This is a genomic window from Mycolicibacterium chubuense, from assembly GCF_001044255.1.
Classification (GTDB): domain Bacteria; phylum Actinomycetota; class Actinomycetes; order Mycobacteriales; family Mycobacteriaceae; genus Mycobacterium; species Mycobacterium chubuense.
This window is the reverse complement of record NZ_JYNX01000031.1, coordinates 1-21,735: the sequence shown is the minus strand read 5'-3', so window position 1 is coordinate 21,735 and position 21,735 is coordinate 1. Positions and strand designations below refer to the sequence as shown.

Sequence of the window (21,735 nt, the reverse complement as noted above, 5' to 3'; positions counted from 1 at the left end):
GGGACGGGCAGCGGCAAGACGGCTGACCGCGCAGGCGCGTGTTGCGACGGCGCCGGACTACCGGGTGCGACGATCGAACGGTGAGAGACCTGAGCCACTACGGACCGCGCGCCGTGATCGCCGGCGGCTCGGAGGGCGTCGGGGCCGAGTTCGCGGCGCTGCTCGCCGCGGCGGGGATCGACCTGGTGCTGGTGGCCCGGCGTCCCGAGCCCTTGGCGGCCACCGCCGCCCGCTGCCGCGCACTCGGAGTCGACGTGCGCACCGTGACATCCGACCTGGCCGCCGGCCCCGACGAGGTGATCGCCGCGACGGCGGGCCTCGAGATCGGCCTGCTGATCTACAACGCGGGCGCCAACACCTGCAGCGAGGAATTCCTCGACGGTGACCTCGACGCCTTCGGTCGCGTGGTCGACCTCAACGTCACCACGATGATGGCCCTGGTACAGCACTACGCCCGGCCGATGCGGGATCGCCGCCGCGGCGGCATCCTGCTGGTGGGCTCGATGGCCGGTTACCTCGGTTCCACCCGGCACACGGTCTACGGCGGGGTCAAGGCCTTCGGCCGGATCTTCGCCGAGGGACTGTGGCTGGAGCTACGCGAGCACGGCGTCGACGTCTGCGAGCTCGTGCTCGGCGTGACCCGTACCCCGGCGATGGAGCGGGTCGGACTGAACTTCGACGTACCCGGACTACGGGTCGCCGACCCTGCCGACGTGGCCGCCGAGGGCCTCGACCGGTTGCCGCACGGGCCGGTCCACGTGGCCGGCGGCAACGACGCCGACGTCGCTCGCCGCAACGACCCCGACCGCGCCGCGGTGGTGCTCGGCGCGCACCGCTTCATGCGACAGCTGATGGCTAACCCATCTGCTGGGACTGCTCACTGACCGGGGCACCCACCTCGGCCAGTTTCGCCGGATTCGAGGTGACCTCGTCGATGACCGTGTGGATGAAGCGCATCTTCTCCAGCACGGCGGGCGGGAGGACGAACGGGTAGAGGTCTTCCTTGCCCATCGACCGGTTGACCATGTTCAGCGCCCACGCCAGGGGCAGCCACATCTCGATCATGGTGTCAAAGCTGCTGGGCCCCAACACCCTTCGCTCGAGGGTGGCGGCGGCCGGCGCCATGCCGAACGCGGCGGCCGTGTCGAGGGTGTCGCGGATGTGCAGGTAGTGCGCGAACGTCTCGGCCCAGTCCTCGGCGGGGTGCATGGTCGCATACGACGAGACGTAGTCGTTCTCCCAGCCTGCCGGGGCGCCCTGGCTGTAGTGGCGGTCGAGCGCGGCCTGGTAATCGGCCTCGGGATCGCCGAACAGTTCGTGGTAGCGCTGCAGATAGTCCGGCGACGTGCCGATCAGCCGGTACTGGTAGTAGTGACCGATCTCATGGCGGAAGTGCCCCAGCAGCGTCCGGTACGGCTCGTCCATCGAGATCCGCAACTGCTCGCGGTGCACGTCGTCGCCCTCGGCGAGATCGAGAGTGATCACACCGTTCTCGTGGCCGGTGAACACCTTCTCGAACTGGCTGGACAGCAGGTCGAACGCCAGCCCGAAGTCGGGGTCATCGTCACGGCCGACGATGGGCAGCTTCAGTTCGTGCAGTTCGGCGATCAACCGGCGTTTGGCCTTCTCCGCCGCGGCGAACGCGGTCAGCGCGATGGTGTCGGCGTCGTTGGGCCGGGTGCGGGTGAGCGCGCATGACACGCACAGCTTCGCCACCGGACCCTTCTCCACCAGCCAGTTGCATTCGGCCAGATGCAGATTGGCGCACAACTGGTACCGGCTCTCGTCGACCGCACCCGCGTGCTCACTGTGCTCAGGTGGGGCGATCACCAGCAGTGCCATGTCGTCGAGCGAAAAACCCAGGGAGCTGCCGCAATTGAGGCACACCGAGTTCTCGAACGCCAGTCGCTGACCGCAGTTGGGGCATGTGAAGTCACGCATGCAGGACTCCTCCTTCGTAGGGCGCAACGTCGACGGAGACGTCGATGACGCTGCTGTCCGAGTCTGTGTAGATGATGCCGCGCAGCGGCGGGACGTCGGCGTAGTCACGGCCGAAACCGACTGTCACGTAGCGCTCGTCGACCATCTGATCATTGGTGGGATCTAGGCCCAGCCACACGTCCTTCGGCGTCCACACCGATGCCCAGGCATGCGTCGCGTCGATGCCCACCATGCGTTCCCTTCCCGGAGGCGGATCTGTGGCCAGATAGCCCGACACGTAACTCGCTGCCAGACCGTTGGCGCGCAGGCAGGCGATCGCGAGCCTCGCGAAGTCCTGACATACCCCTTCCCGGGCCGCCAAAACCTCACTCACCTGGGTGGACACCGTGGTCGACCCGGACCGGTAGGTGAAATCGCGGTGAATGCGTGCGTTCAGGTCGCGCAGCACCTCGATCAGCGGCCGACCGGGGGTGAACGTCGGTGCGGCGTAGTCCCGCACCGCATCGGTGATCTCGGGGGGTGCGAGGTCGAGGGTGAACTCGCTCGCCAGGGCGCCGTCGGGGCCCACGGGACGGGCGATCTCCCACGGCGCCTTGGCCGAGGCGACCTGGTAGTGGTCGGGCGGCGGCGGGTCCACCTCGACGATCGAGCGGCTGGTGACGCTCAGGCTGCGGTGTGGCCGGGTGACGTGGAAGTAGGAGCTCAGATTGCCGTAGCCGTCGCGGCTGGTGGAGCTGTCGGCGGCCTCCGGGTCGAGCACCAGCTCGTGGAACAGGCAGCGCTGCCGCGTCGAGTCGCGCGGGGTGAGGAACCCGCGGCCGTAGGAACTGGTGACGACGTCGGAGTAGCGGTACACGGTGCGGTGGGTGATCTCGTAGCGCCGAGGCATCACGGCACCATCCGTCTCTCGTCCGGTCCCCACAGCGGCTGCATGTCCCCCGGCAGCGACAGGTGCGTCGCGGTGATGACGGTGGAGAGCTCACGAAGGTCGCGGTGGATGGCCGCGAGCAGGCCGTCGAGTTCGGCGCGCCGGCCCTCGGCCGTGCACTCGCCGAGTTCGGCGGGCTCCATGCGACGCAACCGCATCGCGATCTCCTCGACCATCCGCTCCGGCCGCGAGGATCCCGACGAGCCGGGCAGCGACTTCAGATGCGTGCGCAGCCGCTCCAACTGATAGACCAGCGACCGCGGGTTCTCGGCGTCGAAGAGCACGAGTTCGGCCACCCCGGCGACACTGACGGTGCCGGGGTTGCGCCTGCGGTAGATCACCAGCGACTCGCAGACCACCAGCGTCGACTCGGTGATCGTCTGCTCGGCCTCGGGCCCACGCGCCGTGGTCAGCGTGGCCCTCAGCAGGGCCGTGAGCGCGAGCGCCCGCTCGATGCGCTTACCGGTGTCGAGCATCGTCCAGCCGACGTCGTGCACCATCGACTCGGCGAGGACACCGGACAGCGCGAGCATGCCGGCCAGTGTCAGCGTGTTCGTCGAGGAGAGGAAGGCCTCCCCCTCCGCCTGGGAGTCGGGCGGGCTGTCACCGGCGTGCAGCAGGGTCCGCTCGAGGGTGGACAGCACCATCCAGGTGTCGTTGGACATCTGGTCGCGGACCGCGCGCGCCGACAGCCCGAGCCGCTCGACCGACTGGGCCAGCGACCCCGGGCGGAGCCGGTCGGCAGTCAGCGACCACAGCGTCGTCGGGGCGGTCGCGACCATCTCGTGGTGGTCACCGGCTCCGGTGTCGGTGCCGGTGATGGTCCCGAGCGCGGCCAGCAGCACCGGCACGCATTCGCTGCCGTCCATCGCCTGCCGGCGCCGGAACTCGTGATAGCGCTCCCGGGTGACCGTCAGCAGCCGGGCGGTGTGTTCGGCGCGCTCGGCGTAGCGGCCGATCCAGAACAGGTCGGACAGCACACGCGGAGAACTGATCTCGCGAGTCGGGCTGGAGGTGATCGGCGTGGGCAGCAGGTCGTCGTCGGACGGCGCCGTCACGGTGGTCTTCTCCGCCGTGACCCGCGCCGGCGTGCGCACCCAGATGTCTTTGGCAGCAACGCTGTTGAGCGTGTACGCGTCGGTTCCGGGCGCCAGCAGGTACCCCAGGCCCCCGATCATCGGCGCGTAGCCGCTGCGCTGGGACACCGTGAAGAGGCGCATGCCCACGCTCGACGAGGACAACCCGGCGGGCAGGTAGTCGGCGGGCGCCGAGGAGAACTGCGGCAGCTCCTGGCCCACCCACTGCCACGGGGTGGCGGCGATCCGCGCGGCCAGTGCCTCGCGCCGTGCCGCCGACAGCTCGGGACCGACGATCGGTTCCCCACCGGTGGCGGACCGGATGAGAAGCGACGACAAGTGGGTCAGCAGGTGGGAGCGCTCGACGTCGATGCCGCCCCAGTACAGCGGCGCCGTGGGCAGCAGCGGCGTCTCGCCGAGCAGCTTCTCGGCCATCTCGGGCAGGAAGCGCAGCACGCCCGGGCTCTCCAGCACGCCGCTGCCCAGGGTGTTCACCACCGTCACCGCACCGCGCCGCAGCGCCTCCACCAGGCCGACGACCCCCAGCCGGGAGTCCGCGCGCAGATCCAGCGGATCGGCGTAGGCCGCGTCGACCCGGCGCAGCACCACGTCGACGCGTTTGAGCGTGCCCATCGAGCGCATCCACACCTTGCCGTCGCGCACCACGAGATCGGCGCTCTCGACCAACGGCAAGCCGAGCACGCTGGCCAGATACGCCTGATCGAAGGCGGTCTCGGAGTGGATGCCCGGGCTGAGCACCACCACCACGGGCTCCTCGGCGGATTCCGGTGCCGCGTCGACGAGCGCCAGCCGCAGCGCCTGCGCCCACGGCGACGCGGGCCGGGGCCCGACCTGCTCGTAGAGGTCGGGGATGGCGTGGGCGATCACACGGCGGTCGGCGAGCGCATATCCGGCTCCCGACGGGGCCTGGGTCCAGTCGGCGTTGACGACGAAGTCGCCCGTCGCCCCGCGGCTGATGTCGCAGCCGTGCAGGAACAGTTGGTGCCGGCCCGGCACCTCGATGCCGCGAGCCGCCCGCACGTACCCGGGATGGGCGAACAGCAGCTGCGGCGGCAGTGCCCCACTGGTGATGCAGTGCTGCTCGCCGTACAGGTCGGTCAGCACCGCGTCGAGCAGCCGCGAGCGTTGCACCAAACCGGATTCCAGCTTGTCCCAGTCCGAGGCCGAGACGATCAGGGGCAGCGCGTCCAGTTGCCACGGCCCGGGCACGGCCGAGCCGTCCTCGAGCTGGATGTAGGTGATGCCGTCGTTGTCGACGAGGTTGCGCACCACGGCGCGCAGCCGGTCCAGACCGCCGCGTCCACGCTCGGCGACGCACTCGGCGAGTTCCTGCCATGCCGGTCGCACACCGCCTGCGGCGTCGACGAATTCGTCGTATCCGGTCGCGGGGGCGCCCCCTGCGGTCCGTACCTCGAACAGCGCCTGCTGGGCCCGCATGGTCTCGTAGGGCACCAGCGGGTTGTCGAGGTTGTCCTGGCTGGTGAAGCCGGTGGGTAATGCCATTACGACAGCACGGTACGCACTCGCCGAAGATCGAGGATTCCCGGCGCGCCCACATCGGTGGATTGCCGGGCCTGCTTCTCCCTCAGCCCGGCCAGATCGACCGTGCCGGGTGTGAATCCGGTGGCCTCGAACCGCCGCCCGCGCCGGGACTCGGCCTCGACCGCGTTCACCGGAGGCGTGTCGTAGGAACGCCCGCCCGGATGGGACACGTGGTAGGTGCAGCCGCCCCGGGACACCCCCGCCGCGGTGTCGATCAATTCGATGCGCAGCGGGCCGTCCACGGTGATCGTGGGGTGCAGGGCGCTGGGCGGTTGCCAGGCCCGGTACCGCACGCCGCCCACCTGGACGTCGGGGTTGTCGGTGGCCAGCAGCGGGACGGGGTGCCCGTTGACGGTCACCAGGTAGCGCTGCCGGTCGGCCCCGATGAGCCGCACCTGCAGGCGTTCCACCGACGAGTCGACGTACCGCGCGGTGCCCGCCACCGATGACTCCTCGCCGAGCACGTTCCAGGGCTCGATCGCGCCGCGCAACTCGATCTCGACGCCGCCGAACACCGCGGTGCCGATCCGGGGGAAGCGGAACTCGGTGAAGGGGTCCAGCCAGCTGGTGTCGAATTCGATGCCGTGCGCCCGCAGGTCAGCGGCGACATCGGCGATGTCCTGAATGATGAAGTGCGGCAACAGGTACCGGCCGTGCAGGTTCGCGCCGTGGCGGATCAGCGGGGCGCGCAGCGGCTCGTCCCAGAACCACGCCACCAGCGAACGCACCAGCAGCGACTGCACCATCGCCATCTGGTGGTGGGGAGGCATCTCGAAGCCCCGCAACTCGAGCAGTCCCAGCCGCCCGCGCGCGCTGTCCGGGCTGTAGAGCTTGTCGATGCAGAACTCCGCGCGGTGGGTGTTCCCGGTGATGTCGGTGAGCAGGTGGCGCAGCGCGCGGTCGGCCAGCCACGCCTTCGGCCCGCCGGCCTGCGCGGACAGCCGGGCGATCTCGGCGAAGGCGATCTCCAGCTCGTACAGCGATTCGGGACGGCCCTCGTCGACCCGCGGCGCCTGGGAGGTGGTGCCGATGAACCGCCCGGCGAACAGGTAGGACAGCGCCGGGTGACGCTGCCAGTAGGTCAGCAGCGACACCAGCAGGTCCGGCCTGCGCAGCAGCGGCGAGTCGGCCGGGGTGATTCCGCCCAGGGTGATGTGGTTTCCCCCGCCCGTCCCGCCGTGGGTGCCGTCGACGTCGAAGGACTCGGTGGACAGCCGCGCCAGCCGCGCCTCGGCGTACAGGGTCTGCAGCTGGTCGCGTTGCTCGGCGAAGCTGGCCGACGGCGCGACGTTGACCTCGATGACGCCCGGGTCGGGCGTGATGCTCATGGACTGCAGCCGCGGGTCGGCCGGCGGGCCGTAGCCCTCGATCACCACGGCGCAGCCGATCGCGGCGGCCGCGGTCTCGATGCGGTAAACGAGATCGACGAAGTGCTCCAGCTCCTCGGTGGGCGGCAGGAACACGTACAGCAGTCCGTCGCGGAGCTCGCCGACCAGGGCCGTGATCGGCACCGAGTCGGCGTCGGTGACCTCCGCGGGCTCGTCGGCATCGGGTTCGAGCGGTGGTCGGTCGTGGGTGGGATCGGCGTCGAACGACGGCGGGGGCGGTGTCCAGCTGATCGCATCGAGGGGCAGCCGCAGCCCGGCGGGAGAATCGCCGTCCAGCAACACGATTCGGCCGCGGCGCAGCGTCCAGTCCGCGCTCGCCCACCCGGCGTCGTCGTCGCGGCGGTGCAGCGGTAACACGAAGGCGGCGGGATCGGTGACCGCGGTGTCGAGCCGTGCGAGCAGCGCCGCGCGCGCGTCCGCGCTGTCGTCCGCGAGGTCGTCGGACTCGGCGACGGGGTGCCCCGCGGGCCGGCGCACCGCGGCGGCGAGCCGGCTGAGCGGGTCCTCGTAGGCCGGCCGGACCTGGGTGTGCGGCAGCCCCAGCCCGTCGGCGATCGCGGTGAGCAGTTGCGCGGGGGCGTCGGGGGCGATCGCGGGTGTTCCCGGGTGTTCGGGCCACGGGTCGGCCAGCAGTGCCGGGTCGTTCCACAGCGGCTGTCCGTCGGTGCGCCACATCAACGCGATCTGCCAGCGCGGCAACGGTTCTCCGGGATACCACTTGCCCTGGCCGCGTTGCACCAGCCCGTGCGGCGCCCACACCTGCTTGAGCCGCGCCGCCAGCGCCGAGGCTCGCTGCCGTTTGTGCGGGCCGTCCGCTTCGGTCAGCCACTCGGGGTCGACCTGATTGTCGATGGACACGAAGGTCGGCTCGCCACCGACGGTGAGCCGGACGTCGCCGGCGGTCAGCCGCTCGTCGACACGGCGGCCGAGCGCGTCGATGGCCGCCCAGGTCGCGTCGGTGTAGGGCAGCGTGACGCGCGGGTCCTCGTGGACCCTGGTGACGACGTTGCTGAATTCCAGTGTCGTCTCGCAGGGTTCGGTCGCGCCGGTGATCGGGGCAGCGGACTCGGGGTGCGGCGTCGCCGACAGCGGGATGTGCCCCTCCCCGGCGAACAGACCCGAGGTCGGGTCCAGCCCGATCCAGCCGGCGCCGGGAATGTAGACCTCGGTCCAGGCGTGCAGATCGGTGAAATCGGCGGCGGGCCCGGACGGCCCGTCGAGCGCCTCGACGTCGGAGGTGAGCTGCACCAGGTAGCCGGACACGAACCGCGCCGCCAGACCCATCTGACGCAGGATCGACACCAGCAGCCATGCCGAGTCCCGGCAGGAGCCGATGCCGGTGCGCAGCGTGGTGTCGGGGGTCTGCACGCCCGGTTCGAGCCGGACGCTGTAACCGACGTCGGCGTTGACCGCGCGGTTGAGCGCCACCAGGAAGTCGATCGTGCGGGTCCCCGTCGCCACCGAGAAGTTCTTCACCCAGGCTTCGGTGAGGTCACCGGGGCCGCCACCGTCGTCGTCCTCGTCGACCGGCCGCAGGTACGGCTTGAGGTCCTCGGCCAGCGCGCGGGGGTAGGTGAAACCGACGTGCTCGGCGTAGTCCTCGATGAAGAAGTCGAACGGGTTGATCACCTTGAGGTCGGCGATCAGCCCGACGGTGATCGTCAGGCTGCGGGTGCGGGTGGGGAACACCAGCCGGGCCAGGAAGTTGCCGAACGCGTCCTGCTGCCAGTTCACGAAGTGGTCGTCGGGCTCCACCTTCAGCGAGTAGGCCTCGATCGGTGTGCGCGAGTGGGGAGCCGGCCGCAGTCGCACGACATGCGGGAACACCTCGACGAGGCGGTCGAACGCATAGCTGGTGCGGTGCTCCAGGGCCACCTTGATACCCATAGCGCTAGATCCCACCACAACGGATGCCGCGGTGCAGATCGCGTCAGGTCTGAGCGCTCCGGGGGATCAGGTTGCCGCGGGGGCGCAGCACCAGCACGAGGACGCCTGCGACGACGATGCCGACGAGGTTCACCGCGAGCTGCGTGGCGGACCGGGCCGCCACGCCCCAGTCGCCGAGCACGCCCGCGACCGCGGCGAAGCCGGCCGCGGGCACGGTGGTGACCGAGATGAACACCCCCACCAGCGCCGCCGATTTCGCCGACACCAGCGACAGCATGCCCGCGGCGCCGGCCAGCAGCGCCACCACGAACGAGACCGGCCCGACCTGGAAGATGAAGTCGACGTCGTCGACGTTGCGGACCGTGTCCAGGTCCACCCAGCCGACGGCGTGCGCGGCCAGTGTCAGCACAGCGGTGATGCCCATCGCGAGGGGGAACCCCGCCAGCAGCGCGATCGCGGCCCGGCGCGCGAGTTCCCCGCGCCGCTGCACGATCGCGACCGACACCGCGGCCAGCGGCCCGAATTCGGGACCGAGCACCATGGCACCCACGACGGTGACCATCGAGTCGGTGACGGCACCGATCGCGGCCAGCAGACACGCCAGGGTGAGGAACATCAGGAAGGTCACCGACAGCGTCGACTCCTCCCGGGTGCGGGCGATCAGCTCGTCCCACACCACGGCGTCGGCGGGATCGCCCTCGGCGTCGTCCTCGGCCGCATGCGCCCGGGTGGACAGCACGGTGTCCAGCACGGTCAGCAGGATCGCGCCGCGGTGCTGGGCGTCGATGGCCTTGAGCGCCTTGATGACGTCGTTGGCGCATTCGCGGGCGATGATGGCCGAGATCTCGTCGCCGGGTGGATCCACGGCGACTCCGGGGTGAACCAGGATGTGGGCCACCCCGACCTGGCGCCGCAACAGGTCGAGGACGTCGTCTCGCATGTCCCCCGGAACGATGACGCGCAACTCCAGCACCGGCGCCAGTTAACCGTCTCCGGAACCCGATGAGAACAATCGGCCACGAAATGTGGGCACTCCACACGAACCTGTTATAGATTCACATCATCCCGCGGAGCGGAGCGCCCGAAGTCGCACGATCAGGAGCCATGTCTGTGAATTTTCAACAGCAGGAGTGTCCGCTGTCGTGGATGTGAGAACCCGTCGCGACCGCATCGAACACCGGGCCCGGGCCGCCCGCGAGATCAACTACGCGCAGCTGGCCGCCGAGTTCGACGTGTCCGAGATGACGATCCGGCGCGATGTCGAGGCCCTCGAGGCGCTCGGTGTCGTCCGCCGCGTGGTCGGCGGTGCGATCGCCGTGCAGGGCAAGGACACCGAGCCCGCCTTCGCCACCCGGATGGCCGACGCCGCCCAGGAGAAGATCCACATCGCCGAGGTGGTCGCCGACCTGATCGGGGTGAACGAGACGCTGATCCTCGACTCGGGCAGCACCGCTCTGGCCGTGGCGAACTCGCTCAAGGGCCGTGCGCTCGGCCTGACCGTGGTGACCCCGAGCGTGCTCGCCGCGCTGGCACTGGTCGACGAACCCGACACCACCGTCGTGCTCACCGGCGGGGAGCTGCGCTCCGGCGAGCTGAGCCTGATCGGGCCGGGTGCCGAGGACACGCTGGCCAACTACAACTGCGACACCTACGTCATGGGAGTGGCGGGCATCGACGGGGACCGCGGCATCTCCGACTACCACCAGGCCGAGAGCCGCGTGAAGCGCGCCGCGAGCCGCCGAGCCGACCGGGTCATCGTCGCCGCCGACAAGTCCAAGCTCGGCCGCGTGACCTTCGTCAGCATCGCCGCACTGGCCGAGGTCCAGGTCATCGTCAGCGACGGCGCACCCGACCATCCCACGCTGGCAGCCGCGCGCAACGCGGGCGTTGAGGTCATTTGCGTTGCCGCACAAAGTGATACACCGGCGACGGTGGCGGGCACCCGATGACCCGGTACACCGTCGGCATCGACATCGGCACCACGGGCACCAAGACCGTGTTGATGGACGTGGACGCCGGAATCGTCGCGACCGCGACGCGTGAGACGGCGCTGCACTCCCCCGCCCCCGGCTTCGCCGAGGCCGACACCGACCAGTGGTACCGCAACGTGATCGAGTCGATCCGGGAAGTGCTCGCCGTCGGCGGTGCATCGCCGGAGCAGGTGGGTGCGGTGGCGACCTCGGGCATGGTGCCGGCCGTCATCCCCGTCGACGGCACGGGACGACCGCTGCGGCGCGCCATCCTCCAGAACGACGCCCGCGCGCATCGCGAGGTCACCGAGCTCGCCGCGGCGCTGGCCGACACCGACCTGGTGCGCCTGACCGGTTCGGCCCTGACCCAGCAGTCGGTGGCGCCCACGACCGTGTGGCTGCGCGACAACGAACCCGACGTCTACGCCGGCACGGCACACTGGCTGGGTTCCTACGACTGGGTGCTGTGTGCGCTGGGCGCGCCGGTGCACGTCGAACAGAACTGGGCGCTGGAGTCGGGACTGTTCAGCATCGGCGGCGAGACGGCCGACGCCGTCCTGCGCGCCGCTGCGCTCGACCCCGCCACGCTGCCGCCGGTCCGCCGTCCGGGAACGCAGGTCGGCGAGCTGAGCCGGGCCGCAGCCGAGGCCACCGGCCTGTCCGCGGGCACCGCGCTGGTGGTCGGCGGCGCCGACCACGTGCTCTCGGCGTTCGCCGCGGGAGTCAACCGCCCCGGCGACGCACTGGTCAAACTCGGTGGGGCAGGCGACATCCTGGTCGCCAGCGACGCCCCGGTCGTCGACGCCCGGCTCTACCTCGACGCGCATCCGGTGCCCGGCCACTGGCTGCCCAACGGCTGCATGGCCACCAGCGGGAGCCTGATCCGCTGGTTCCAGACGCTCGTCGGCGGCGCGGCGCTGACCGACCTCGACGAGGAGGCGGCAGCCCGGCCGCCCGCCGAGATCCTGTGCCTGCCCTACTTTCTCGGCGAGAAGAGCCCGCTGCACGACCCCGACCTGCGTGGCGTGTTCGCAGGCATGCATCTCGGCCACACCCGGGCCGACATGTACCGCGCGGTGCTCGAGGCCATCGCGTTCGGATTCCGCCACCACGTCGACGTTTTCGCCGACATCGGCATCCCGCTGAGCCGGGTGATGATCACCAACGGAGGCTCGACGTCGACGCTGTGGAAGCAGATCCACGCGGACGTGCTGGGGATCGAGATGAACCCCGTCCGGGGACACCCGGGAGCCTCGCTCGGTGCGGCCGTCATCGCCGCGGTCGGTGTCGGCGCCCTCGACGACTTCTCGGACGCGGCGCGCTTCATCACCCTCGACGAGCCCTACGCCCCCGATCCCGCCCGGCGTGCGGCCTACGACGCGGCGTACGCCACGTGGCGCGACCTCGGCACCGCGATGACCCCGATCTCCCACGCTATCGCCCGCAACACCCGATGAAAGGAACAGTGCAGCAATGAGATTCAGCCAAATTCCCACCCCCCGGCGGGGTGGCCGGTTCGCCTACTCCGCCGTCCTGGCATTGCTGGCCGTCATCGCGATGGTGCTGTCGGGCTGTGCCGGCAGCGGTGGTCCCGAGCAGACACAGGCCACCGGCACCGGCGAGGTCGCCAAGGACACCTCGGGCACAGTGCGCATCCTGATGGAGAACGTGCCCGACACCGACATCGTCAAGTCGATGGTGGCCGATTTCAACAAGAGCTACCCCGACGTCAAGGTCGACATCGAATCGCTGACCTACGACCAGATGCGGGACAAGCTGGTGTCCTCGTTCCAGTCGTCGTCGCCGAACTACGACTTGATCGTGGTGGACAACCCGTGGATGGTCGACTTCGCCAATGCGAAGTTCCTGCAGCCGCTCGACGCGCGCATCGACAGCACGCCCGACTACGACGCCGCCGACTTCTTCAAGCCACTGACCGACATCACCACCGTCGACGGGGTGCGCTACGGCGTGCCGTTCTACAACTACGCACTCGGATACCTCTACAACACCGACGATCTGGCCGCTGCCAACCAGAAGGTGCCCACCACGCTCGACGAACTGGTCGCCACCAGCAAGGCACTCAAGACCCCCGAGCGCGCCGGCATCGCGATGCAGCCCCAGCGCGGCTACAAGATCTTCGAGGAGTGGGGCAACTGGCTCTTCGCCGCGGGCGGGTCGATCTACGACGCCGACGGCAAGGTCACGCTGAACACCCCGGAGGCCAAGCGGGCGCTGGAGGCCTACATCGACACCTACAAGACCGCGGCTCCGGCCAACAGCCTGAACTGGAGCATGGACGAGGCGCAGCGTTCTGTCTCGGCCAACCAGTCGGCGTCGATGATCAACTACAACTGGCAGCTGCCCGCCCTCAACGAGCCCGGCTCGGGTCCGGCCGCCGGCAAGATCAAGCTCGCCCCGATCCCCGGCGGCAAGCAGGTGCTGGGGTCGTGGAGCTGGGCGATCCCCGCCAACTCCGCGAGCTCCGACGCCGCCTGGGCGTTCGCCTCGTGGATCACCGCCAAGCCCAACGACGTCGCGCGCGTCGAAAAGGGCGGCGCCGCGATCCGCAAGAGCACCCTGGCCGATCCGGCTGTGCTGCAGGGCAAGTTCGGCGAGGAGTACTACAAGACGGTCGAGCAACTGCTGGCCAACTCGGCGCCGCTGAGCCAGGGCCCCAGCGGCGAGGAGATGATCCAGGCCGTCGGCACCGAACTCAACGAAGCGGTGGCCGGCACCAAGAGCGTCGACGACGCGCTCGCCGCCGCACAGGAACAGGCCGAGAAGATCCAGGGCTAGCCGCCCACCCCGAGAACCGGAAGCCGACCACCCCCCGAAAGGAGCGCAGACCGCCGTGAAATTCCACCATGGCATGGTCGCCCCCCTCGTCGCCCTTTTCGTCGGGGTGGTCGGTTTCCCTCTCGCCTACGCCGCCTACCTGAGCATCACCGACTACAAGCTGACCGACCGCGGGTCGCCGTCGATCGTCGGTGCCGACAACTACGTCGCGACGTTCGGCGACGCCGCGTTCTGGCATTCGTTCGGCACCACCGCGGTGTTCGTCGCCGTGGCGGTCGGCCTCGAGCTGATCGTCGGGCTGGCGATCGCGCTGGCGCTGCAGAAGCAGCGCTGGGCCCGCGACCTGACACGGTCGATGCTGCTGGCGCCGATGTTCATCACCCCGATCGCCGTCGGACTGACGTTCCGGTTCCTGCTCAACGATCAGCTCGGCGCGATTCCGGAGATGCTGCGCGCCATCGGCATCGACTACGACTTCTTCGGCCCGGGCCGGGCGCTGTTCACGATCGCGTTCATCGATGTGTGGCAGTGGACCCCGTTCATGGTGCTGCTGCTGCTCGCCGGCCTGGAATCGATTCCGCGCGAACCGCTCGACGCCGCACGCGTGGACGGCGCGGGCGGACTCTACGTGCTGCGCCGGGTCACGCTGCCGCTGCTGGCGCCGGTGCTGGTGGTCGCGATCCTGCTGCGCTGCCTGGACGCGATGAAGGTGTTCGAGTATGTCTTCGCGACCACGCGCGGCGGGCCGGGCACCGAAACCGAGACACTGCAGTACTTCATCTACCAGACGGGGATCCAGTTCTTCCGCCTCGGCTCCGCGTCGTCGATGGCGTTCGTGGTGCTCGTCGTCGTGCTGGCGGTCATCGTGTTCGCCTTCCGCCGGATGGAAAAGGCGAAGGCGCGATGACCCGTTCCCGGATGGTCACCGCGCTGCGGGTGGCGCTGCTGTGGGCGGCGGGCATCACCGTCGCCTTCCCCCTGGTGTGGACCGCACTGGCGAGCGTGAAAAGCCCTGAGCAGCTCAATGATCCGTTTCTGCTGAACTTCACGCCGACGCTGGCGAGCTGGCGCAACGTGCTGGACTCGGGGATCCTCGGTGCCGCCGGTCGCAGCGCCCTGGTCGCCCTGGTCACCGTCGGCATCAGTGTCGTCGTCGGCAGCATGGGTGCCTACGCGATCGCCCGGTTCCGGGCCGGCGGGACGCTGACCCGATTCGGGATGCTCGCCGCGCAGGTGCTGCCGCCGGCGGTGCTGGTGTTCCCGTTCCTGACGATGGCCTACGCGCTGCGGCTGACCGACACGCTGGTGCCGGTGATCTTCGCGCACCTGAGTTTCGTTCTGCCCGTGGTCACCTGGTTCCTGATCGGGTTCTTCGAGGCGGTGCCGCGCTCGCTCGAAGAGCAGGCCCAGGTCGACGGGTTCACCCGGTTCGCCGCGTTCCGGCTGGTGGTGCTGCCCCAGGTGCTGCCCGGAATCGGCGCATCGGCGATCTTCGGGTTCACGCTGTCGTGGAACGACCTGTTCTACGGGCTGATCCTGGCGCCGGGCAGGGCGGCGATCCTGCCGGTCGCGATCGCCGGTTTCAACACGTTCCGCGGAGTGCAGATCGGCTCGATGAGCGCGGCGATCCTCATCGCGGTCATCCCCGTCGTCGTCGCGAGTTTCTTCATCCAACGCAGGCTGGTGCAGGGCATCAGCGGCGGCGCGGTGAAGTTCTAGGAAGGGCTCATGGCTGAAGTTCGATACCGAGGCGTCACCAAGGCGTACGGAAACACCGCTGTGGTCAGCGATCTCGACCTCGATCTGCCCGACGGGTCGTTCACCGTGCTCGTCGGCCCCTCCGGGTGTGGGAAGTCCACCTCGCTGCGGATGCTGGCCGGGCTGGAGACCGTCACGTCGGGCACCATCACCATCGGCGACCGCGACGTCACCGCGCTGCAGCCGCGAGACCGCGACATCGCGATGGTGTTCCAGAACTACGCGCTCTACCCGCACCTGACCGTCGCCGAGAACATCGCCTTCCCGCTGCGCGCCACGCGCACCCCGCGGCGCGAGGCTCTGGCCCGCGCGTCGGAGGTCGCCGAATCGCTCGGCCTGGCGAAGCTCCTGAGCCGCAAGCCCAAAGACCTCAGTGGGGGCCAGCAGCAGCGCGTCGCGATCGGGCGGGCCATCATCCGGCAGCCGTCGGTGTTCCTGTTCGACGAACCGCTGTCCAACCTCGACGCGAAGCTGCGTGTGGAGACCCGCACCGAGCTGCTGCAGATCCAACGGCGCCTGGGCATCACGTCGGTCTACGTCACCCACGACCAGGAAGAGGCGATGACGCTGTCGGACCGCATGGTCGTCATGCGCGACGGCCGGATCGCGCAACAGGGTCCGCCGCAGGAGGTCTACGCCCGGCCGGCCGACACGTTCGTCGCCTCGTTCGTCGGCAGCCCGAAGATGAACCTGCTCGACGGTGAGCACACGGATGCCGGATTCACCCTGTCCAACGGCGTCGTCCTCGCCGTCGACCGACCGGTCGCCCGCGGACCGGTGCGGCTCGGTGTGCGGCCCGACGATCTGTTGCTGAACGTCGGCGACGACGCCGCCGACGGCGACGTTCGAGTCGTCCTGATCGAGAACCTCGGCCCGCGGGCCATCGTCACGATCGACGCCCGCGGCATCGAACTGACCAGCGTGGTGGACACCCCGCGTCTGGCCGGCATCACCGAGGGCACCCCCGTCGACCTCGCCGTGCGCCCCGGCGCCGGCCACCCGTTCGACCCCACTACCGGCAAGCGACTCGCCGAGGCGAGCACAGAGAGGAACGAGAGCACACGATGAGCAGAACAGCGGTGGTGACCGGCGCAGGGTCGGGCATCGGACGCGCCATCGCCCACGCACTGGCACAACGGGATTGGCGCGTGGTCGTCACCGACCTCGACGGCGACGCCGCCGCCGGCGTCGCGACGGCCCTGCCCCATCAGGACGCCGGTCACGAGTCCGCGGCCCTGGACGTGACGTCCGCCGACGCGGCGTCGGCCGTCGCCGCCGACGTCGCCTCCCGGCTGGGACTGCACGCCTGGGTCAGCAACGCGGGCATCTCGTTCATGCACCGCTTCCTCGACGCACCCGTCGAGCGCTACGAGCAGACGATGGCGGTCAACCTCAAGGGCGTGTTCGTGTGCGGGCAGGCCGCGGCGCGCGAGATGGTCCGCACCGGGGTTGCCGGAGCCATCGTCAACACCGCCTCGATGGCGGGCAAGCAGGGCCGGGTCCCGTTCCTGTCCGATTACGTCGCCTCGAAGTTCGGCGTCGTGGGCCTCACCCAGGCGATGGCCTACGAGCTCGGCGAGCACGGCATCACCGTGAACTGCGTCTGCCCCGGCTTCGTCGAAACACCGATGCAGTCAAGGGAATTGGAATGGGAGGCCGAGCTGCGCGGCACCACCCCGGACGGGGTGCGGGACATGATGATCGCCGACACTCCGCTGGGGCGGCTCGAGCAGCCCGAGGACGTGGCGCGCGCGGTCGCGTTCCTGGTCTCCGACGACGCCCGCTTCATCACCGGGGAGGCACTCGCCGTCAACGGTGGTGCCTACATGGACTGAACCCGGTCCACACACCTGACGTCACCCGTTTTGAGAGAAAGGCACCTTCAGTGACCACCACCTGGCTCGATGAGGTCTTCCACGTCGCCAAACCCGTCATCGCGATGCTGCACCTGTCCGCGTTGCCCGGCGACCCCGGCTACGACTCCGCAGGTGGCATCGCCGCCGTGGTGGAGCGGGCCCGGGCCGAACTCGACGCGCTGCAGAGCGGCGGCGTCGACGGCATCATGATCAGCAACGAGTTCAGCCTGCCCTACCTCACCAAGACCGAACCCATCACGGCGATCACGATGGCCCGCATCATCGGCGAACTGCTGCCGGAGATCTCGGTGCCCTACGGCGTGAACGTGTTGTGGGACGGGCGCGCGTCCATCGATCTGGCGGTCGCCACCGGCGCGTCGTTCGTCCGCGAGATCTTCACCGGCGTGTACGCCAGCGACTTCGGGCTGTGGGACACCAATGTCGGCGAGGTGGCCCGGCACCGCGCGCGGGTCGGCGGCGCCGGGGTGAAGCTGCTGTTCAACATCGTGCCGGAATCGGCGCAGTATCTGGCCGATCGGGATCTGGCGGCCATCACGCGCACCACCGTGTTCGCGACGCTGCCCGACGCGATCTGTGTCTCGGGCGCCACCGCCGGGTCCCCCACCGACACCGAGGCGCTGAAGGTGGTCAAGGAGGCCGCCGGCGACGTCCCGGTGTTCGTCAACACCGGGGTGCGCGCGGAGAACGTCGCGGCCCAGCTCGCCGTGGCGGACGGCGCGGTGGTGGGCACCTACTTCAAGGCGGACGGTGTCTTCGCCAACGCCGCCGAGAAGTCGCGGGTCGAGGAACTCATGAGTGCTGCGAAGGAGTTCCGCGCTCAGCTCTCCTGACCAGCCGCACGCCGAGCTCGTCGGCGGGCACCCGGTGCCCCTCGGCGCACACCACCTCGACGCCGGCCTGCGCGCCGCACCCCAGATGGGTCAGCCGAAGTGGCGTGTCGCCGAGGTGTTTCCGGCCCCACTCGAACATCGCCCACACCACGGGCATGAAGTCGGTGCCGGCCTCGGTCAGCACGTATTCGTCCCGGACGCGCTGCCCGGGCTCACGATAGGGCTGCTTGGCCAGCAGCCCCGCCTCGACGAGCTCGGACAGGCGCGCCGACGTGGCGGCCTTGGTGATGCCGACGCGGCGCGCGAAGTCGTCGAATCGGGTGGTTCCGTAGTAGGCCTCCCGCATGATCAGCATCGCTGATTTGGTGCCCACCAGCCCCATCGTCTTCTCGATCGCGCAATGGCCGACCGCCGACCACGAGTCGCGGTCGGTCAGCGGCCCCTGCAGCACTGTCATGTAGATCACTCCCCTGCTGGGTTGTTGTCGGTGAACTCAGGTGTTACATCTGAGTATAGAGAGCAGTACTCAGCGACGAGTCTCAGGAGGACCCTCATGGCCGGATATTCAGACCGCGACGCCGTCATCGTCGGCGCAGTACGCACCCCCGTCGGCAAGGGCAAGGCCAGCGGTGCGCTGCACGGGGTGCTGCCCGCCGATCTGCTCGCCCACAGCCTCCGTGAACTCGTCACCCGCACCGGGGTCGACCCCGTCGAGGTCGAGGACGTCATTGCAGGCGCCGTCACCCAGGTGGGCGACCAGGCGGTCAACATCGCTCGAAATGCGTTGCTGGGAGCCGGTTTTCCCGAGAGCGTACCGGGAACCACCGTGGACCGGCAGTGTGGCAGCAGCCAGCAGGCGATCAGCTTCGCCGCGCAGGGTGTGCTCGCGGGGGCGTATGACGTCGTCATCGCCGCCGGCGTGGAGTCGATGAGCCGGGTGCCGATGGGCTCATCGGTGCTTCCCGGCAGCAACCCGTTCGGAACCGGCATGGCGCAACGCTATCCCGAGGGTCTGGTGGCCCAGGGCATCAGCGCCGAGTTGATCGCCGCCCGGTGGAACCTGTCGCGCACCGAGCTCGACGAGTTCTCCGCCGAGAGCCACCAGAAGGCCGCCCGGGCGACCAAGGACGGCCTCTTCGACGCCGAGCTGGCCCCCATCGCGGGGCTGGCGACCGACGAGATCATCCGCCCCGACACCACGGTCGAGTCGCTGGCCGGGCTGCGGCCGGCGTTCTACAACGAGGCGATCGGCGCGCGGTTCCCGCAGATCGGCTGGGAGATCACGCCGGGCAACAGCTCACCGCTGTCCGACGGCAGCGCCGCGGTGATGATCACCAGCGGAGCGGCCGCGCGTCGGCTCGGGCTGACGCCGCTGGCCCGCATCCACACCACGGTGGCCGTCGGCTCCGACCCGCTGTACATGCTGACCGGCGTCATCCCGGCGACCGAGAAGGTGTTGTCCCGGGCCGGGCTCGACCTGTCGGACATCGACCTGTTCGAGGTCAACGAGGCGTTCGCGCCCGTCGTGCTGGCGTGGGCCCGCGACACCGGCGCAGATCTGTCCCGCACCAACGTCAACGGCGGCGCCATCGCGATCGGCCACCCGCTGGGTGCCAGCGGCGCCCGCATCATGACCACGCTGGTCAACGCCCTGCAGCAGCGCGACGGCCGCTACGCGCTGCAGACCATGTGCGAGGGCGGCGGCATGGCCAACGCCACCATCATCGAGCGTCTCTAGATCACGCGCGGACGAGCTCGAAGAGCGGGATCACCCGCTCGGTCTTGGCCTGGTACTCGCCGAACTGCGGGGCCTTCTCGACCACCCGCGGATACAGCGCGTCCCGCTCGGCGCGCGGCAGTTCGCGGGCTTCGGCATCGTAGGTCTCGCTGCCGATCTCGACCCGGACCCCCGGCTGGGCGCGCAGGTTGTGCACCCACGCCGGGGCCTTGGGGGCGCCGCCGAACGAACCGGCGATCAGGATCCGGCCGTCGAGGTCGAAGTACACCAGCGGCGAGATCCGCGGCTGGCCGGACTTCGCGCCCACGGTGGTCAGCAGGACCAGGTCCGAGCCGGCGAACATGCCGCCGACCACACCGCCGTTGGCGCGGAACTCCTCGACCACCTTCCTGTTCATCTCGTCGAGGGCGTTCGGGTCGGCCACGAGGTCGTCTGAGGTGAATTCTTCGCTCATGACCGGTCACGACCGCCGCCGGCAGGGATCTATTCCCGGAAGGGCTCTGACGGCGGGAGAAATCACGCGAAACGCTCCCGTGCACGATCGCCGCGGCGGACGATGCAGGGATGACCGGGAGCGATCGGCCCGTCGTCGACGTCGTGGTGGTGGGCGCCGGGCTGGCCGGGCTGTACGCCGTTCACCGGTTCCGGCGTGCCGGTCTGACCATGCGGGTGTTCGAGGCCGGTGACGACATCGGCGGCACCTGGCACTGGAACCGCTACCCGGGAGCCCGCGTCGACATCCCGAGCGTCGATTACATGTACAGCTTCGACCCGGACTGGCAGCGCACGTGGCAGTGGTCGGAGAAGTACGCCACGCAGCCGGAGATCCTGCGCTATCTGCACCACGTCGCGGACACGTTCGACCTGCGTCGCGACATCACGTTCAACACCCGCATCGATGCGGCGCGTTGGGACGCCGAGGGCGCGGTGTGGCAGGTCGAGGCCGGCTGCGAGACGACGACGTGCCGCCACCTGGTGATGGCGACGGGGTGCCTGTCGATCCCGAAGGATCCCGACATCGCCGGCATCGGGCGATTCGCGGGCGCAACGTATTTCACCAGTCACTGGCCCCGTGAGCCGGTCGACTTCACCGGTCTGCGCGTCGCCGTCATCGGCACCGGATCCTCAGGCATCCAGTGTATTCCGCACATCGCGAAGCAGGCCCGCGAACTGATCGTCTTCCAGCGCACCCCCAACTTCTCCCTGCCGGCCCACAACGGTCCCCTGGCGCCCGGCAAACTGGAACAGCTCACCGACGAATCGGGCTACCGCGCGGCGGCCCGACTCTCGTTCGGCGGCGTCCCGATCGAGCGCACGATGACGCCCACCTACGCCGCGACGCAGGAGGAACGGCAGCAACGCTACGAACGTGCCTGGCAGATCGGCGAACTGCTCGAACTGCTCAACGTCTACTCGGACGTGATGTCCGATCCCGCCGCGAATCACGAACTGGCCGAGTTCTTCCGCGCCAAGATCATGGCCACGGTCGACGACCCGGCGGTCGCCGAGAAACTCTGCCCGAGCGGCTATCCGATCGGAGCCAAGCGCGTCTGCCTCGACACCGACTACTTCACCACCTTCAACCGGGACAACGTCCGCCTCGTGGATCTGCGGCGCGATCCGCTCCGGTCGATCACCGAGACGGGGATCGACACGCAGCACGAATCTTTCCCCGCCGACGCCATCGTCTTCGCCACCGGCTTCGACGCGGTCACCGGAGCCGTCCTGTCGGTCGATTTCGTCGGCCGTGAGGATCGGACGCTCGAGCAGGTCTGGGCGGACGGCCCGCAGACCTATCTCGGCCTGACCGTCCAAGGCTTTCCGAACCTGTTCCTGATCACCGGTCCCGGCAGTCCATCGGTGTTGTCGAACATGGCCGTCTCGATCGAGCAGCATGTCGACCTCACCGCCGAGATCATCACCCACGTGCGCGACCACGGATTCCACACCGCCGAGCCGACCGAGACCGCTGTGGCGGGG

General features: G+C 69.5%; 18 protein-coding genes. 11 read left to right on the top strand and 7 right to left on the bottom strand.

Features of this window, described 5'->3' with window-relative positions:
* The first annotated feature begins 80 nt into the window (after positions 1–80).
* Entirely contained in the window at positions 81–884 is an 804-nt protein-coding gene (locus MCHUDSM44219_RS08475; protein WP_048417801.1) for an SDR family NAD(P)-dependent oxidoreductase, read from the top strand.
* Here the strand turns inward: MCHUDSM44219_RS08475 and MCHUDSM44219_RS08470 are convergent.
* From MCHUDSM44219_RS08470 to MCHUDSM44219_RS08450, 5 genes are read right to left on the bottom strand one after another with little or no spacing between them, the layout of a single operon-like run.
* Positions 856–1,941 (bottom strand): zinc-binding metallopeptidase family protein, encoded by a 1,086-nt coding sequence (locus MCHUDSM44219_RS08470; protein WP_048417800.1) that lies wholly within the window; start codon positions 1,939–1,941, stop codon positions 856–858. The genes MCHUDSM44219_RS08475 and MCHUDSM44219_RS08470 overlap by 29 nt on opposite strands.
* On the bottom strand, positions 1,934–2,830 hold the full coding sequence (locus MCHUDSM44219_RS08465) for a transglutaminase family protein (protein WP_048417799.1): 897 nt from the start codon (positions 2,828–2,830) through the stop codon (positions 1,934–1,936). Before MCHUDSM44219_RS08465 ends, MCHUDSM44219_RS08470 begins: the two co-directional genes overlap by 8 nt.
* Positions 2,830–5,469, bottom strand: coding sequence for a circularly permuted type 2 ATP-grasp protein (locus MCHUDSM44219_RS08460; protein WP_048417798.1), 2,640 nt, complete (start codon positions 5,467–5,469; stop codon positions 2,830–2,832). The genes MCHUDSM44219_RS08465 and MCHUDSM44219_RS08460 overlap by 1 nt, the downstream gene beginning before the upstream one ends.
* Positions 5,469–8,783, bottom strand: a complete 3,315-nt coding sequence (locus MCHUDSM44219_RS08455; RefSeq protein WP_048417797.1) for a transglutaminase family protein — start codon at positions 8,781–8,783, stop codon at positions 5,469–5,471. Before MCHUDSM44219_RS08455 ends, MCHUDSM44219_RS08460 begins: the two co-directional genes overlap by 1 nt.
* A 43-nt stretch (positions 8,784–8,826) precedes the next feature.
* A complete protein-coding gene (locus MCHUDSM44219_RS08450; RefSeq protein ID WP_048417796.1) occupies positions 8,827–9,756 on the bottom strand; it encodes a DUF389 domain-containing protein in 930 nt (309 codons plus the stop codon).
* A gap of 175 nt (positions 9,757–9,931) precedes the next feature.
* Here MCHUDSM44219_RS08450 and MCHUDSM44219_RS08445 point away from each other — a divergent pair, with 175 nt between their 5' ends.
* Genes MCHUDSM44219_RS08445 through MCHUDSM44219_RS08410 form a run of 8 tightly spaced genes read left to right on the top strand, consistent with a single transcriptional unit; the run spans position 9,932 to position 18,017 of the window.
* Positions 9,932–10,732, top strand: a complete 801-nt coding sequence (locus MCHUDSM44219_RS08445) for a DeoR/GlpR family DNA-binding transcription regulator (protein WP_082162127.1) — start codon at positions 9,932–9,934, stop codon at positions 10,730–10,732.
* Complete coding sequence (locus MCHUDSM44219_RS08440) at positions 10,729–12,210, top strand: FGGY-family carbohydrate kinase (RefSeq protein WP_048417795.1); 1,482 nt, start codon at positions 10,729–10,731, stop codon at positions 12,208–12,210. Before MCHUDSM44219_RS08445 ends, MCHUDSM44219_RS08440 begins: the two co-directional genes overlap by 4 nt.
* Before the next feature lie 16 nt (positions 12,211–12,226).
* Positions 12,227–13,552 carry an ABC transporter substrate-binding protein gene (locus MCHUDSM44219_RS08435; RefSeq protein ID WP_048417794.1) on the top strand — a complete coding sequence of 442 codons (1,326 nt, stop codon included), beginning with the start codon at positions 12,227–12,229 and terminating at the stop codon, positions 13,550–13,552.
* Positions 13,553–13,607: 55 nt separating this feature from the next.
* Positions 13,608–14,459: a carbohydrate ABC transporter permease gene (locus tag MCHUDSM44219_RS08430; RefSeq protein ID WP_048417793.1), complete on the top strand. Its 852-nt coding sequence runs from the start codon at positions 13,608–13,610 to the stop codon at positions 14,457–14,459.
* Positions 14,456–15,271, top strand: coding sequence for a carbohydrate ABC transporter permease (locus MCHUDSM44219_RS08425; RefSeq protein WP_048417792.1), 816 nt, complete (start codon positions 14,456–14,458; stop codon positions 15,269–15,271). The genes MCHUDSM44219_RS08430 and MCHUDSM44219_RS08425 overlap by 4 nt, the downstream gene beginning before the upstream one ends.
* A gap of 9 nt (positions 15,272–15,280) precedes the next feature.
* Positions 15,281–16,378: an ABC transporter ATP-binding protein gene (locus MCHUDSM44219_RS08420; RefSeq protein WP_048417791.1), complete on the top strand. Its 1,098-nt coding sequence runs from the start codon at positions 15,281–15,283 to the stop codon at positions 16,376–16,378.
* The gene (locus MCHUDSM44219_RS08415; RefSeq protein ID WP_048417790.1) at positions 16,375–17,145 is read left to right on the top strand and encodes an SDR family NAD(P)-dependent oxidoreductase; all 771 of its coding nucleotides are present in this window, start codon (positions 16,375–16,377) and stop codon (positions 17,143–17,145) included. The genes MCHUDSM44219_RS08420 and MCHUDSM44219_RS08415 overlap by 4 nt, the downstream gene beginning before the upstream one ends.
* 50 nt (positions 17,146–17,195) lie before the next feature.
* Positions 17,196–18,017: a BtpA/SgcQ family protein gene (locus MCHUDSM44219_RS08410; RefSeq protein ID WP_082162113.1), complete on the top strand. Its 822-nt coding sequence runs from the start codon at positions 17,196–17,198 to the stop codon at positions 18,015–18,017.
* Here MCHUDSM44219_RS08410 and MCHUDSM44219_RS08405 read toward each other — a convergent pair.
* The gene (locus tag MCHUDSM44219_RS08405) at positions 17,977–18,474 is read right to left on the bottom strand and encodes a winged helix-turn-helix transcriptional regulator (RefSeq protein ID WP_048417981.1); all 498 of its coding nucleotides are present in this window, start codon (positions 18,472–18,474) and stop codon (positions 17,977–17,979) included. The genes MCHUDSM44219_RS08410 and MCHUDSM44219_RS08405 overlap by 41 nt on opposite strands.
* A gap of 96 nt (positions 18,475–18,570) precedes the next feature.
* Between MCHUDSM44219_RS08405 and MCHUDSM44219_RS08400 the strand changes: the two genes are divergently transcribed.
* Positions 18,571–19,755, top strand: a complete 1,185-nt coding sequence (locus tag MCHUDSM44219_RS08400; protein WP_048417789.1) for a thiolase family protein — start codon at positions 18,571–18,573, stop codon at positions 19,753–19,755.
* 1 nt (position 19,756) lies between these two features.
* Here the strand turns inward: MCHUDSM44219_RS08400 and MCHUDSM44219_RS08395 are convergent, their stop codons facing one another.
* Positions 19,757–20,152, bottom strand: coding sequence for a nitroreductase family deazaflavin-dependent oxidoreductase (locus tag MCHUDSM44219_RS08395; RefSeq protein ID WP_413783594.1), 396 nt, complete (start codon positions 20,150–20,152; stop codon positions 19,757–19,759).
* A 167-nt stretch (positions 20,153–20,319) separates the two neighbouring features.
* On the opposite strand from MCHUDSM44219_RS08395, the gene MCHUDSM44219_RS08390 reads away from it, so the two are divergent.
* The coding region (locus MCHUDSM44219_RS08390; RefSeq protein WP_048417787.1) for a flavin-containing monooxygenase at positions 20,320–21,735 on the top strand (1,416 nt) is incomplete at its 3' end.

Bases quoted from the DNA above. Each gene is read 5' to 3' on its own strand.
- MCHUDSM44219_RS08415 (WP_048417790.1), top strand. From the start codon at position 16,375: ATGAGCAGAACAGCGGTGGTGACCGGCGCAGGGTCGGGCATCGGACGC.
- MCHUDSM44219_RS08455 (WP_048417797.1), bottom strand. From the start codon at position 8,783: ATGGGTATCAAGGTGGCCCTGGAGCACCGCACCAGCTATGCGTTCGAC.
- MCHUDSM44219_RS08395 (WP_413783594.1), bottom strand. From the start codon at position 20,152: ATGAACAGGAAGGTGGTCGAGGAGTTCCGCGCCAACGGCGGTGTGGTC.
- MCHUDSM44219_RS08400 (WP_048417789.1), top strand. From the start codon at position 18,571: ATGGCCGGATATTCAGACCGCGACGCCGTCATCGTCGGCGCAGTACGC.
- MCHUDSM44219_RS08460 (WP_048417798.1), bottom strand. From the start codon at position 5,469: ATGGCATTACCCACCGGCTTCACCAGCCAGGACAACCTCGACAACCCG.
- MCHUDSM44219_RS08420 (WP_048417791.1), top strand. From the start codon at position 15,281: ATGGCTGAAGTTCGATACCGAGGCGTCACCAAGGCGTACGGAAACACC.
- MCHUDSM44219_RS08405 (WP_048417981.1), bottom strand. From the start codon at position 18,474: ATGACAGTGCTGCAGGGGCCGCTGACCGACCGCGACTCGTGGTCGGCG.
- MCHUDSM44219_RS08465 (WP_048417799.1), bottom strand. From the start codon at position 2,830: ATGCCTCGGCGCTACGAGATCACCCACCGCACCGTGTACCGCTACTCC.
- MCHUDSM44219_RS08425 (WP_048417792.1), top strand. From the start codon at position 14,456: ATGACCCGTTCCCGGATGGTCACCGCGCTGCGGGTGGCGCTGCTGTGG.
- MCHUDSM44219_RS08470 (WP_048417800.1), bottom strand. From the start codon at position 1,941: ATGCGTGACTTCACATGCCCCAACTGCGGTCAGCGACTGGCGTTCGAG.
- MCHUDSM44219_RS08435 (WP_048417794.1), top strand. From the start codon at position 12,227: ATGAGATTCAGCCAAATTCCCACCCCCCGGCGGGGTGGCCGGTTCGCC.
- MCHUDSM44219_RS08440 (WP_048417795.1), top strand. From the start codon at position 10,729: ATGACCCGGTACACCGTCGGCATCGACATCGGCACCACGGGCACCAAG.